General features: G+C 69.7%; 15 protein-coding genes and 2 pseudogenes. 3 read left to right on the top strand and 14 right to left on the bottom strand.

What is annotated here, in order from left to right; all coding sequences use genetic code 11:
• Window positions 1–496: 496 nt before the first annotated feature.
• The 11 genes from ACFYT4_RS33975 to ACFYT4_RS33925 form a co-directional block, all read right to left on the bottom strand.
• Window positions 497–829: a hypothetical protein gene (locus ACFYT4_RS33975; RefSeq protein ID WP_389278040.1), complete on the bottom strand. Its 333-nt coding sequence runs from the start codon at window positions 827–829 to the stop codon at window positions 497–499.
• Window positions 830–1291: 462 nt separating this feature from the next.
• A complete protein-coding gene (locus ACFYT4_RS33970; protein WP_389278036.1) occupies window positions 1292–1462 on the bottom strand; it encodes a hypothetical protein in 171 nt (56 codons plus the stop codon).
• A 170-nt stretch (window positions 1463–1632) separates the two neighbouring features.
• A complete protein-coding gene (locus tag ACFYT4_RS33965; RefSeq protein WP_389278033.1) occupies window positions 1633–2505 on the bottom strand; it encodes a DNA-3-methyladenine glycosylase family protein in 873 nt (290 codons plus the stop codon).
• Entirely contained in the window at window positions 2502–3125 is a 624-nt protein-coding gene (locus ACFYT4_RS33960) for a DNA-3-methyladenine glycosylase I (protein ID WP_389278030.1), read from the bottom strand. Before ACFYT4_RS33960 ends, ACFYT4_RS33965 begins: the two co-directional genes overlap by 4 nt.
• A gap of 4 nt (window positions 3126–3129) precedes the next feature.
• Complete coding sequence (locus ACFYT4_RS33955; RefSeq protein ID WP_389278027.1) at window positions 3130–3801, bottom strand: alpha-ketoglutarate-dependent dioxygenase AlkB family protein; 672 nt, start codon at window positions 3799–3801, stop codon at window positions 3130–3132.
• On the bottom strand, window positions 3798–4322 hold the full coding sequence (locus ACFYT4_RS33950) for a hypothetical protein (protein WP_389278024.1): 525 nt from the start codon (window positions 4320–4322) through the stop codon (window positions 3798–3800). Before ACFYT4_RS33950 ends, ACFYT4_RS33955 begins: the two co-directional genes overlap by 4 nt.
• A complete protein-coding gene (locus ACFYT4_RS33945; RefSeq protein ID WP_389278021.1) occupies window positions 4310–4600 on the bottom strand; it encodes an Ada metal-binding domain-containing protein in 291 nt (96 codons plus the stop codon). The genes ACFYT4_RS33950 and ACFYT4_RS33945 overlap by 13 nt, the downstream gene beginning before the upstream one ends.
• Complete coding sequence (locus ACFYT4_RS33940; RefSeq protein WP_389278018.1) at window positions 4597–5337, bottom strand: 2OG-Fe(II) oxygenase; 741 nt, start codon at window positions 5335–5337, stop codon at window positions 4597–4599. Before ACFYT4_RS33940 ends, ACFYT4_RS33945 begins: the two co-directional genes overlap by 4 nt.
• Window positions 5334–5942 (bottom strand): methylated-DNA--[protein]-cysteine S-methyltransferase, encoded by a 609-nt coding sequence (locus ACFYT4_RS33935; protein WP_389278043.1) that lies wholly within the window; start codon window positions 5940–5942, stop codon window positions 5334–5336. The genes ACFYT4_RS33940 and ACFYT4_RS33935 overlap by 4 nt, the downstream gene beginning before the upstream one ends.
• Before the next feature lie 5 nt (window positions 5943–5947).
• Entirely contained in the window at window positions 5948–6439 is a 492-nt protein-coding gene (locus ACFYT4_RS33930; RefSeq protein WP_389278015.1) for an RNA polymerase sigma factor, read from the bottom strand.
• A gap of 49 nt (window positions 6440–6488) precedes the next feature.
• Entirely contained in the window at window positions 6489–7001 is a 513-nt protein-coding gene (locus ACFYT4_RS33925) for a methylated-DNA--[protein]-cysteine S-methyltransferase (protein ID WP_389278013.1), read from the bottom strand.
• 436 nt (window positions 7002–7437) lie between these two features.
• On the opposite strand from ACFYT4_RS33925, the pseudogene ACFYT4_RS33920 reads away from it, so the two are divergent.
• Window positions 7438–7884: pseudogene (locus ACFYT4_RS33920) on the top strand (recombinase family protein); the annotation flags it as partial.
• A gap of 80 nt (window positions 7885–7964) precedes the next feature.
• A pseudogene (locus ACFYT4_RS33915) lies at window positions 7965–8060 on the top strand (recombinase family protein); the annotation flags it as partial.
• A 154-nt stretch (window positions 8061–8214) separates the two neighbouring features.
• On the opposite strand, the gene ACFYT4_RS33910 reads toward ACFYT4_RS33915, so the two are convergent.
• The 3 genes from ACFYT4_RS33910 to ACFYT4_RS33900 form a co-directional block, all read right to left on the bottom strand.
• On the bottom strand, window positions 8215–9447 hold the full coding sequence (locus ACFYT4_RS33910; protein ID WP_389278010.1) for a hypothetical protein: 1233 nt from the start codon (window positions 9445–9447) through the stop codon (window positions 8215–8217).
• A 139-nt stretch (window positions 9448–9586) separates the two neighbouring features.
• Complete coding sequence (locus ACFYT4_RS33905) at window positions 9587–9856, bottom strand: hypothetical protein (RefSeq protein ID WP_389278007.1); 270 nt, start codon at window positions 9854–9856, stop codon at window positions 9587–9589.
• A 102-nt stretch (window positions 9857–9958) separates the two neighbouring features.
• The gene (locus tag ACFYT4_RS33900; protein WP_389278005.1) at window positions 9959–10186 is read right to left on the bottom strand and encodes a hypothetical protein; all 228 of its coding nucleotides are present in this window, start codon (window positions 10184–10186) and stop codon (window positions 9959–9961) included.
• 597 nt (window positions 10187–10783) lie between these two features.
• Here ACFYT4_RS33900 and ACFYT4_RS33895 point away from each other — a divergent pair.
• Window positions 10784–11908, top strand: a complete 1125-nt coding sequence (locus tag ACFYT4_RS33895; protein WP_389278003.1) for a collagen binding domain-containing protein — start codon at window positions 10784–10786, stop codon at window positions 11906–11908.
• Window positions 11909–11940: the final 32 nt, after the last annotated feature.

The raw sequence follows: 11940 nt of genomic DNA, 5'->3' as shown, positions 1-11940 counted from the left end.
CCGGTGCACGAACCGCTCATGCAGAGCGTCCAGCTCACCCGCCCACAACCTGACACCAGCAAGGTCCCCACCCATAACTGCATCAACGACCGAGCTGGCAAACAGTCACGCCAAACACCGTTGCAGTACTAAGTCGGCGCCTCGCAGACACGCCCGTTACTGGGGCGACGCCACGGAGGCGGGACAGCACCGGCCATTGGAGCAGATCCTCCTCCGCGGGCATTCGCCCGCCTCCATCCCGGGCGTGTGGGGAGGAGGTGCGGGATTGCCGGACCGGCCGGAAGAAGATGAGTGACATGATCTGAAACGGTTCTGTGCCCTCCTCAGGGCGGGGGCGCGATGAGGCCGGGCCGGGGGGTGGCCGACCGGAGCCGGGCAGAGCGGCTCGCGGGCCCCGGCGTGACCGTGTGCGTCTCGCGGCGCACGCGATCACACCAGGGCCGCGTCAGCGGACGCCCGGACGGGGCAGGCGGCATCCCCCCGTACGGCGCTCAACCTATTTGTCAAGGATATGGTAACTTGCGGAGATTGCCCGGAACAGTCCCTGCGGGTGGCAGCTCGCCGTCGAGGTGTAGCCGCTCCTGGCCGGCTCTCCCCAGACGTAGAAAGTGCCGCCGTTCCCTGCGCACGTCACCTTGACCTGGTGCCCCCAAGCGCCGATGCCCGTGCACTTCGAGGAACCCTTGGAGCCGTGAGTCCAGGCCCGGCAGTCGTTCAGGATGGCGGAACCGCCGCTGGTCGCGGCGGTCGCGGGAGTGGTGGTTGCGGCGAGGGCACCGAGGCTCAGCAGGACGGTGGCAACAGCGGTGACAGTTCTGCGTGCGGGCATGACTCTCCTTCAATAGGGGTGGTGCTGACTGGTGGACCAGGACGGCGAGATACGTGGTCGGCGACCCGTTGCGGGCCCGTCCGGCGGCTGCCCCAGGCGCCACGGACAGTCTGCACCGACCGGTCTCGTGCTGTCCCGATTATCGCGCCATCCCCGGTCAACGAAGATCCGCGAATACTCCGTGATGTCGAAATCCGGACGTGCGTGAGAGGAAGGAACCCCGGGCATCCGCCCCTCTCCAGTCGAACTCGTCCGCGCATCCCGGTGATTCACGATCACTTTTCCTCATCCGAAGGCAACGGCCCGAAAAGGCCGGGAGAGGGCCACTCCTCCACCGTTCCGGTCGATGCCGGCCTCGACCGTGCCTCGCAGGTGCTCAACACCGGGGAGAAGGGGCCGTCCTCGTCGGGCAGGGGCCCGGGCACCCGGGCGGAGGTCATCCGCGGCACCTCCGGTTCCCGGTCACCCGCGCGCGAACCCGACCGGACGGCACCAGCCCCGCACTGGACCGGGCCGGCTGCGCGCCGAGCAGCCGCGGCCGGTGGTGCCTGGCCGCAGAACTCCCGCGCCGAGGACGTCCCTGGCCGCCCGCCCGTCCGCGGCCAGGGTGTCGGCGTTGATGTACAGGATCATGCGCTGACGGCAACAGGGCCTTTGAGTCTCGGTTGGCTTCGCAACCCCGAGCTACCAAGAGGCCCTGTTCCCATGCCCTCAGCCAGCCGCGATCACCCGATCGAGACTCCCGTTCGACGGCCACCCCTCAAGATCGGAACGACAACAGCTACTGAGATCCGGATCTGGCTTCAGGCGCGCGTTCCTCCCCTCCCGGGCGGCGTGTAGGCGGCGTCCGCCCACAGGTGCATGAGCGCGTAGGAGCGCCATGGCGCCCACTGCTCGGCGATGGACCGGGCCTGGTCTTCGGTGGCGGATCCGAGTGCTCTGCGGGCGACCAGGTCGCCGGGGGCGAAGGTGTCGGGGTGTTGCAGTGCGCGCATGGTGAGGTAGTCCGCGGTCCAGGGGCCGATGCCGGGCAGTTCGAGCAGGGCTCGGCGTGCTTCGTCGGTGGTGAGGTGTGCGAAGGTGAATCCGTCCGCCCATCTCTGGGCGACGGTGCGCAGGGTGCGGGTTCGTGTGCGGGTGAGGCCGACGACTGTATGGAGTTCGGTATCGGGGATCGCCGCGAGCTCCCGTGGTGCGGGCAGGGTCCTCAGCCCGGCTGCCGGGGTTCCGTAGGCGGTGACGAGTCTGCCCATGAAGGTGCGGGCCGCGGCGAGCGAGACCTGTTGGCCGACGACCGTCGCGATGACCGCTTCGAATTCGTCGGGGTAGCCGATGAGCCGGATGCCGGGCCGGTGCTCGACCAGCGGGCGGATCAGCGGGTCGGTGGCGAGGGCGTCGGCGATCCGTGCGGTGTCGGAGTCGAGGTCCAGCCAGCGGCGGATCGGTGCCGCCAGGCCGGCGGGGTCGGGGATCTCGTCGGGCAGGTCGACGGTGATCTGGTCCTCGGCGAAGGTCACCGTCACACGCACGGGCGCTCCCGCGTGGTGCAGGAGCCGGGTGTGGACGCGGCCCGGAACATCCGTTTCCTCGGCTCCCGGGATCGCGTGGGCGGCCAGCGTCCGCAGCACGGTCTCGCAGTCGGTGGGGCCTTGGGGGAAGAGGCGGAGCAGGGTCACGAGGTCCAGATTCCGGAGCTGCCGCGCCGATGCGAGTCCAGCAGGTGGGTGTCGACGATGCCGATCGCCTCCATGAGCGCGTACATGGTGGTCGGGCCGACGAAGGCGAAGCGGCGCCGTCGCAGTTCCTTCGACAGAGCGATGGACTCGGCGGACTTCGTGGGGATCTCCGCGAAGGTCCGGGGGCGGGGGGTGGTCCCGGGCTGGAAGGACCACACCAGGCGGGCCAGGCCCACGTCTTCGCGCAGTTCGATGGTGGCGCGGGCGTTGGCGATGGTCGCCTGGATCTTCTGCCGGTTGCGCACGATGCCGGCGTCGGCCATCAGCCGTTCGACGTCGGTCTCGGTGTACGCGGCGATCACGTCCGGATCGAAGTCGTCGAACGCCGCCCGGAACGCGGGTCGTTTGCGCAGGATCGTCGCCCAGGACAGACCCGCCTGGAACCCTTCGAGACTGACGCGCTCGTAGACGCCGCGCTCGTCGGTGACCGGCATGCCCCATTCGGAGTCATAGTAGTCGCGCAGCAGGGGGTCGACGGCCGCCCACGCGGGACGGGCGAGTCCGTCCGCTCCGACGACGACGCCGGGGTCGGCGGTGGTGGTGCTGGCTTCCTGTGTCATGCGATCACCCGTCGAGCCCTGTCGTGCGCATCGTGATGTTGATCCGGCCGCGGCTGATGCCGCATCCCTCGGGGGCGGTGTCCTGATGCACTTTGGTGACACCATGGTGGGCGAGGCGGGCGGGTCCGCCGAAGACGAAGAGGTCGCCGGAGGCCGGCAGCAGGTCCGTATAGGGTTTTCCGCGGCTTTCGGTGTTGCCGAAGCGGAATGTGCAGGTGTCGCCGATGGACAGCGACACGACCGGGGCGCGGGATTCCTCGTCCTTGTCCTGGTGCATTCCCAGGCGGGCGTTGGTGTCGTAGTAGTTCACGAGCGCGGTGTCGGGCGTGTACGAGCCGATCGTGGCCGTGTCGTGGCCGGTGGCCTGAAGGGCATGGCGGCCCAGTCGGATCATCCAGTCGGGGAAGGGAAGGACACGGGCGCCCTTCACGTCGGTGGCCGCCCGCGTGTACTGGTACGGCTGCCAGTGCCAGCCCAGGCATACGGTGCGCACGGACATCTGGTGTCCGCGGACCGTTGCGGCGCGCAAGGGGATGGGGCCTTGTGCCCACTCGTGGAACCGGTGTGCGATCCACTCCTGCTGTTCCAGGGTCAGCCAGTTCGGGACGTGGGTGGCGCCCGGGGTGATCTCCTGCGCGTCGCGCTCGGGGAGTTGCGGAGTGAACAGCACGGTCATGGCCCCTCCTGCGTGCGGGTGGGGTGCTGGAAGTTGTCGTCCTCGACGAGCCAGGTGGGGCCGTGGGCGGTCGCGCCGGCCAGGCCGTCCAGATTGATCAGGCCGACGAGCGCGAGCGTGCGCGGATCGCCGATCGCGGCGGTCGCCAGGGTGCGTTCGGGGCGCCACGGGGTCGACCACAGCAGCCGCCGGGTCATCTGCGCCCAGCCGGTCGCCGGCCCGGTCATCACCCACAGGTCGGGGTTGGCGGCGGCGAACCGTGACGCGTGGCGCAGCCAGGAGGCCCCGGTCTCGGGCCAGGTGATCGTGCCGAGGGTTCCGCCTCCCACGCGATCCCAGGCCGATTCGATCAGGCGTGAGGTCTCCAGCGCGTGCGGGGTGCGACCGGAGCCGATCACGATGGTGTGGGCCCGGCGGTCGCGAGCGAGCTGGACGATGGCCGCGACCTCGGCGTCCGTGGCCGTCAGGTCTGCGTCGTAGATCGCCGGCCTCTTCAGCAGGGGGCTGGTCAGGGGGTCCATTGTCGGCCGTTCTCTCGGGCGGTCTTCCACCGCTGGTAGCGGTCCTTGCAGCAGGCGCTGCAGGGGCGGAACCCGGCGGCGAGGGCGGTGGCCTCGTCGGCGAAGAAGACCCGGTGCCTCACGTAGCCGCCGCAGGCGATGGCGCGTGCTGCGGCAGGGCAGTCGAGTCGTCCGTAGATCTTCGAGCCACGGTGGCCGCCCCACTCTCCCTTGACCGACGACCGGTAGGACCGGCCGTCGGACCCGAGAAGGGTGTAGGCGTTCATCGCGTCGTTCACGCGGCGTCGTGGAAGACGAGGGCAAGGGTGTGGCGTTCGCCGGACCGGATGGCGGACACGCCGTGGCGAACCGGCGCGGCGGACCATCCGAGGGCGGACTTGACGGGCCGGTCGCGGGTGGTGAACAGGTATCCGTGGCCGTGCGGCAGCAGCGTGGACGTGCCCCGGGACTGGGCGCGCGGGCGCTGTTCCAGGAGCAGGAACTCGCCGCCCGTGTGATCCACACCGGGCTCGTTGAGGTTGATCACGACCTGCAGCGGGAACACGAGGTCGCCGTACAGGTCGCGGTGCAGAGCGTTCCAGTCCTTCTCTGCGTAGCGGAGCAGGATCGCCGTGGACTTCGTCTGGCCGGCGTCGTGGCACATCCGCAGCCACTCATCGAGCGAGTCCGGCCACGGCGCGGGCCTGCCGAGTCTGGTCCACCAGTCGCGGGCGATGGGCAGCAGCCTCGGGTACAGCGCCTGCTTGAGCCGTTCGACCGGCTCCGGGTACGGCGCGTTGAAGTACCGGTACTGGCCCTCACCGAAGCGGTGCCAACACATGTCGACGGTGCTGCGGAACAGGCCCTCCTGCTCGTACAGCTCCCTGATCTCCGCGGTCTCCTCGGGCGTCAGCAGCTGAGGCAGCAGCGCGCCGCCGTACTCGTTGACCTCCGCGGTGATCGCCTCCCAGTCGCCGGACTCGACACGCTTGTGCCACCGGTCCGTCTTCTGCCCGGTCGCCTTCGTGGTGCTCAAGCCGCGGCCTCCAGGTCCAGCAGCGTGGTCTTGGCCTCAAGTCCGCCGATGTAGCCGCCGAGGGTGCCGTCGGTGCGCAGCACGCGGTGGCACGGAACGACGATCGGCAGCGGGTTGGTCGCACAGGCGGTGCCCACCGCCCGGACGGCCTTGGGGTTGCCGACGAGCTCGGCCATGTCGCGGTAGCTGCGGGTCTGGCCGTACCCGATCTCGGGCAGATGCGTCTGCACGAGGCGCCGGAACCCGCGCGACAGGGACAGGTCCAGCGTCACGTCGAAGACCCGGCGGCGCCTGGCGAAGTACTCGTCGATCTCGCGAGCCGCCTCCTCCAGCCGCTTCGGGGCGCGCAGGATCCGCGGGCTGAGCTTCCGGCCGAGGGCTTCCAGAACCCGGTCGTGGTCCTCGCCGGCGTACGCCACACGGACCAGCCCCTTCGGGGTGGCGGCGAGCAGCAGCTTGCCGACGGGCGAGTCGATGGTCGTGTAAGCGACATCGATCAGGTCGGCTTGCTCCGCAGCCTGCTCCAGACGGCGGTGGAGGCGACGGAGAGTGTCCGCGTCCACGGGTGTCGACAGCAGGACGGCCATGTCGTCATCGTTGCGCATGTCGCTCACGGCGATGCTCCTTTCGTGATCGCGCCCGGATAATGTTTCCTGAGATTCTTGAGCCCGTCCGCGACGGCTCTTCGGGCCGCCTCGACGGTGCCGCCGAGGATCTCCGCGATCTCGGCGTACGCCAGCCCCGCCACATACCGGTAGGCGACAGCCTGGCGCTGCTTGCTGGGGAGTTCCTTCACCGCGGCCCACAGACCGGCGGCCTCGGCATCCGGAATACCCCGCCCTGCCGGTACTTCCGGTACCTCGTCGACCAGCAGGGGATTCCTCTTCGCGGTCCGCAGCACGTCGATCGCCTTGCGGTGCGCGATCGTCACCAGCCACGCCTCCACGTTCGCCGTCTCCGGCAGATCGGGATAGGCGCGCATGGCGGCGAAGAAGGTCTCCGACCATGCGTCGTCCGCGTCGTGCGGGCCGAGGACGACCCGGCAGACGCGCAGCACGGTCGCGCCGTGCTGCGTGACCACGCTCTCGAACGGTTGTTTCATGTCCATCCCATTGAAGACGTACGTGCGGCGGCAAACGTGAGAATCCCGATCAGAACAACCGTCCGACGTCGCCTGCGGGCAGCTCCTCAAGCTCCAGCAGCGTCTGCTTGCGCTTCAGCCCGCCGGCGTACCCGGTCAGGGCACCGTTGGAACCGACGACGCGATGGCACGGGACGAGGATGCACAGCGGGTTCGCGCCCACGGCCTGCCCGACCTGCTGCGCGAGAGCGCGGTCTCCAACCTGCTCGGCGATCCGTCCGTAGGTGGTCGTGTCACCGCACTGGATGCTCTTCACGATGTCCCAGACGGCATGCTGGAACGAGTCGCCGTCGGCCTTGAGCGGAAGATCGAACTGCCGGCGCCGTCCCGCCAGGTAATCGCACAGCTGGCGGACCGCTTCGTTCAGCAACGAGTCCGTCGCGTCGCTGATCTCGGGTCCGAACGTCTCCCGCAGGGGCCGGCGGACATGGTGCCTGAAGTACAGGCCGGTGATCGTCTCGTCCTTGGCGGCGATCGTGATCGGCCCAAGATACGTCTCGATCACGACGTGTCGAATGTTCATCCGCGTCTCCCCTCTCTCACCCCGTAGACGCCCGCAGCCCGCAGAACGTGAGATCGACTTTGGGGCACAGTGGGACGACGGTTATCGCCACGCCGGTGATCATGGGCTTCTGGCACGCCAGTCAGCCTGACGCGGGGATCCTTGACATCCGACATCCGACATCCGACATCCGACATCCGCAACGCCGTGCGCGGCGCCCTCGACGCGGGGACCTAGTGACGCTCGCTTCCCCGCGGCGAAGTAATGTGTAGCTCTGGGTGACGATCGTTACGCATGGTAATTCTCACAAGCGCTCCTTTGCGCGCGCAAGATCAATCACGGACCGCCGGACCCCCGCCGGTCCCGGATTCGCTCGCAGAACCCGTTCTCACTCAGAAACGGGGCAGGGCCCCTTCTGAGACTTGCATTGTGCGAAAATCCGCGCCCATGACGGACCATCAGCAGCCTTCCCCGACCGTACGGTTGGACGCGGACGACGTCGAACAGCACGCCTGTCCGAAGTGCGACGCCCAGCCCGGCTCGCCGTGCCGCTCGCGCGGCGGCGCGGTCGCCTCCGCCTACCACACCCGCCGGTTCACGAAGGTGCCCCGGCTCAAGAAAGCGCTGCGGGGCCGACCGCGGACCGGGCCGACCGTGGCGGCCGGGCACCCCGCCCCCGGCACCCGTCGACCCGGATCTGCCGAGCGCGGACCTCCGCATCGGCTACGCACGCTGCTCGACCCTCGGACAGGAACTCGACTCCCAGCTCGACGCGCTCGCGGGGCACGGCATTCCGCGCGACAAGGTGTTCTCCGAGAAGATCAGCACCCGCGTCCGCGTCCGCCCGAAGTTCGAGGAGGCCCTGCGGACTGCGCGGGAGGTCAAGGCGCACGCCTCGCACTGCCGCGTCATCTCCACCGTGTACGAGATGAAGCGGCTCGGCCGCGACGCCGCCGAACTCACCGCCCACGGCGCATCCTGGAGATGCTCGCCGGGCCCCTGCCCGGCATCTACGACCCCACCGGACCGGGGGAGCTGCTGTTCGCGTTCTTCGCCGCAATGGCGGAGACCGAGCGGGAGAACATCCGCGAGTCGACGCTCGAAGGGCTCGACACCGCGGCCCGCAAGGGCAAGCACGGCGGCCGGCCACCGATCATCACCGAGGACATGCTCCACACCGTGCTCCGGCGCCTCGCGGGCGGCGAGTCCGTCGAGCAGATCCAGCCCAACCTGATCATCCCCACCGGCAAACGCAAGGGACAGAACCCCTCCGTCGCGAGCATCTACCGGGCGCTCGCCGAACACGCGAAGAAGGAGGCGTACCGTTCCCTTTATGGTGCCGATCGGCCGTCACCTGCCGCCCCTCGTCGAGGACCCGGACTACCCCTTCCCCGCGGTGCCGCCTCAGTCCGAGGCGGTGGGCCCCGGCACCGACGTGATCACCGTCGGCGTGGGCGTGCGGTAATACCCTCGGCTTCGCCGACATCCTCCTCAAGTGCCCGGAGCTCGGCCAGGGAAGCGGCGGCGTGGGCACCCCGTGCAAGGACGCGCCCTGGCCGCTGGCATCCCGACCCGGCTGAACTAGGTGAGCCAGGAATACGACCGGATGCTCACCGTGCTCGACGAGCGCGCCCCGCACGCGAAGATCCTGGCCGTCAGCTACCCCACCATCGTCCCCAAGGACACCTCCCAGCGCCGCTACAACGTGGCGGGAGCGGACGCGGCGCAGCGCGGCCGGGACGTGCTTGGGCAGGGCGCGCTGGACGATCCAGTCGACCACGGTGTTCCAGTCGACCCCGTCGGGGATCACGTACCAGATCTGCTGGCCGTCGCTGGGCATCCAGCGGGCGACGACCGGCTCGCCCAGGCTGTCCACCAGGATCGGCACCAGCTCCCCTTCAGGCTCGTGGACAGCAGTCCCCCGGGGGCCCTCCAGAACCGTCGGCCGCGGAGTCATAGCCCACCACGGGGCGTCGGTCGGACGGTTTCGCAGTCTCAGGCCCAGGTCCCGGTCGGCCGCGTCCAGATCGGGTGCCAGAGATATATCCGTCCCTGCGGGCCGTCGCTTCCCGGCGATCGAGCCGGTGAAGTCGCGGAAGTCCACACCGGCGTCGTAGTGACTCAGGACCGACCGGACGCCGTCATCGTCCGCGTTGCCCATCGTGACAATGATCAGCGCGGGCTCGGCGCGTGCGGCTGCCCCGGCCAGGAACCGTTCGAACTCGTCCGCGCCATGCCGGTGGAAATGGCTCGGGTTGATGGCTGCGGCGCAGGTACTGGTGTCCATGCCGAGCCAGCGCGGCTCGGCCCCCGACTCGCTCCAGGAGATGTCTGCGTACTTGGCCGACGCCACGTACCGCTCTCGCGCGTAGGGGCCAGCCCGCGGTTCGGGCTCCGGCATCTCAGGGTTGGGAACAGCAACGTGGACAGTGACCAGCCCTTTCTGGCCCTGGGAGGGTGCAGCCATGGCAGCACCGTAGCGGCCGGGTACGACAGCACAGCCACACCTGTTCCTCGCCCACGGTCCACCGCCCTGCCGGCGGACCGGCCCGCCAAGGCTCGGGCCTTGCGGGCGAGAGCGCCGACCCCGCAGTGCTGTTGACCGCTCAACTCCCCCGAGCCGAGCCGAGCCGCGTGCGGTGCGCCTCCCTCAGGGCCTCGCCCAGCCGCAAGAACCGGATGGCGTCGTCCCTGCGGCGGCGGACCAGGAGATCCGACGCCCACGCCGCCAGCGCCGGCCGCCGCAGCCCCGCGATCCGCTGCGCCGTCTCCCGGTCACCCGCTCGCCGGGCCTCTGCCGCGTATCCGTTCCGGGCCGCGGTGAACTCACCAGGCGGCAGCCCGTACAGCTCCCCGATCACGGCATCGACGTCCACGGCCACCACCCACCTCGCTGCCCGGCGCATCCCGCCCACACGCCGGACGCTTCGCCATCACCACCCGGCCGAACGGCCCCGGCTGTCCCGGGCGCCGCGTGGTCAGGCGGGAGGGGCGAAGCGATGGGCGGGGGCACCGCGCCATTCCACCCAGCCCGGATCGTCCAGCACGGTCTCCGGATCCACCACACCCGCAGCCTCCAGGAACACGATCACATCGTGGTCGGAGAACGCCAGGCCCAGGTCCGCGTCCCGGCCATCGCGGCTGACGGTCACCCGCCGCCCGCCCGACGGCGACGGGCGGTGTACGACGATCGGCGCACTCTTCACCCCTCCAGCGTGCCCGCACCCAGCACCCGGCGCAGCCACAACGACAGCGCAGACCGAGTGCGGACCGCCGGAAAGGCCCCGCCCGGCCCCGCGACTGTCACCTGCGCACTTCCCCTTCCGCTCGTACTGGCCCGCGCTCTGCACCGCCTCCACCTCCACCTCCACCTCCACCTCCACCAACAACGCTGCCGGCATCACCTGTCTCGTGAAATGGTCGGCAGATCATTCGACATGTGCGGAGATCTGAAGCTGCCAGTCGTCGGCGCAGGGCGCTCGTCTCTGCGGCCTCTGTCACTCACAGCCGCCCGCGGGCCCGCCGGCGACGGCAGAAGCATCCCCTGACGGGTCCAGGATCCAGCGCAGCCGACGCTCCGCAGCCGTTCGGCCGACGGTGGGTGCGGTGGCCGGGTGAACAAGTCCGTGGGATCGGTGAGCGGGCGCGCACCGGCGGTGGTGGCCGGTTGTGATGCGGGTATGACCATCCACATCGGCGGCAGTGCCGCCCGAGAGTGTGCGTCGGCACCGGTCCGCCCGGCCCGCCGCAACCGTGGCAGACGCAGGGGCAGACTGCTGAGATCCCTGGCCGTAGCCGTATGCGTGAGCGCGGTGTCCCTCGCGGTCGCCGCGCCCGCCGCCGCCGTTCAGAAGCCTTCCGGGGACTCCGGCCCGAAGCCTCCCCCGGTCACGGGTGCGGTCAGCGTCCTCAAGACCGACAGCATCACAGGCGCCCCGCTGGCCGCAGCCGTGTTCCAGCTGTGGCGCGAGACCAACGGCGTCCCCGGGCTGCAGACCGGAGGCGTCACCCCCGACACCGTGGTCGGCGCGAACTGCACCACGCCGACCAGCGGGATCTGCTCGCGGACGGTGCCGGTGGGCACGTACTACTGGCTGGAGCTCACCCCGCCACCCGGCTACGACGTGATCGGCAGTCCGGTCTTCGGCCCGCTCACCCTCACCCCCGCCAACGCCTCCACCGGCGTCCAGGTCACCGCCCCCAACCTCCAGGCCCCTCCCCCCAAGCCCGACGTGGTTCCGATCACGATCATCAAGACGGACGCGGAAACGGGAGCCACCCTCGCGGGCGCCGTCTTCGAGCTGTGGATCGAGACAAACAACATCCCCGGCCTCCAGATGACCGGACCGACCCCGGACACCTTCGTCACCGGCTTCAGCTGCACCACCACCGAGAACGGCCGCTGCTCCTCCGTCAGCCTGACGGGCCGCACCCACTACTTTGTCGAGACCGCCCCGCCCGACGGATACCAGCTGCCCGCCGACCCGGTGTTCCCCATCACCCCGACGAACGCCGACCTTCCCGCCGGGGCCACCAGCACCGCCCAGAACACCCTCATCAAGGGCAGCATCAAGGTCCACAAGACCGACAAGAAGAACGGCAGGAAGCTCGCCGGGGCCGTCTTCCAGCTCTGGCAGGAGACCAACGGCGTCCCCGGCCTCCAGACCACGGCGTCCAACAGCACCCCCGCCGACACGACCACCGGCCCCGCCTGCTCCACCGACCACACCGGCGTCTGCCTCTTCGAACCGCTCGGCCCCGGAACGTACTACCTCCAGGAGACCGACGTCCCCGAAGGGTTCGTCCTCCCCGACAACCCCGTCACCGGCCCCTACACCATCACCCCCGACAACGCCGACCAGCCCATCCACGTCGACATCGCCAACAAACGCGGCGAACCCGGCAAGGACAAGAACGGCAAGAGCTGACCGACCCTCAACCCCGCCACAGGGAAAGAGAA

It is taken from the genome of Streptomyces sp. NPDC004609 (assembly GCF_042873655.1).
Lineage (GTDB): Bacteria > Actinomycetota > Actinomycetes > Streptomycetales > Streptomycetaceae > Streptomyces.
Note: the sequence above shows the minus strand (reverse complement) of the source record. Positions and strands in the feature narration are given on the sequence as shown.

What these genes read in the sequence shown, in the direction of transcription:
- ACFYT4_RS33975 (WP_389278040.1), bottom strand. Translation starts at nt 829, where the DNA reads ATGCCCGCACGCAGAACTGTCACCGCTGTTGCCACCGTCCTGCTGAGC.
- ACFYT4_RS33970 (WP_389278036.1), bottom strand. Translation starts at nt 1,462, where the DNA reads ATGATCCTGTACATCAACGCCGACACCCTGGCCGCGGACGGGCGGGCG.
- ACFYT4_RS33960 (WP_389278030.1), bottom strand. Translation starts at nt 3,125, where the DNA reads ATGACACAGGAAGCCAGCACCACCACCGCCGACCCCGGCGTCGTCGTC.
- ACFYT4_RS33955 (WP_389278027.1), bottom strand. Translation starts at nt 3,801, where the DNA reads ATGACCGTGCTGTTCACTCCGCAACTCCCCGAGCGCGACGCGCAGGAG.
- ACFYT4_RS33950 (WP_389278024.1), bottom strand. Translation starts at nt 4,322, where the DNA reads ATGGACCCCCTGACCAGCCCCCTGCTGAAGAGGCCGGCGATCTACGAC.
- ACFYT4_RS33935 (WP_389278043.1), bottom strand. Translation starts at nt 5,942, where the DNA reads ATGCGCAACGATGACGACATGGCCGTCCTGCTGTCGACACCCGTGGAC.
- ACFYT4_RS33930 (WP_389278015.1), bottom strand. Translation starts at nt 6,439, where the DNA reads ATGAAACAACCGTTCGAGAGCGTGGTCACGCAGCACGGCGCGACCGTG.
- ACFYT4_RS33925 (WP_389278013.1), bottom strand. Translation starts at nt 7,001, where the DNA reads ATGAACATTCGACACGTCGTGATCGAGACGTATCTTGGGCCGATCACG.
- ACFYT4_RS33910 (WP_389278010.1), bottom strand. Translation starts at nt 9,447, where the DNA reads ATGGCTGCACCCTCCCAGGGCCAGAAAGGGCTGGTCACTGTCCACGTT.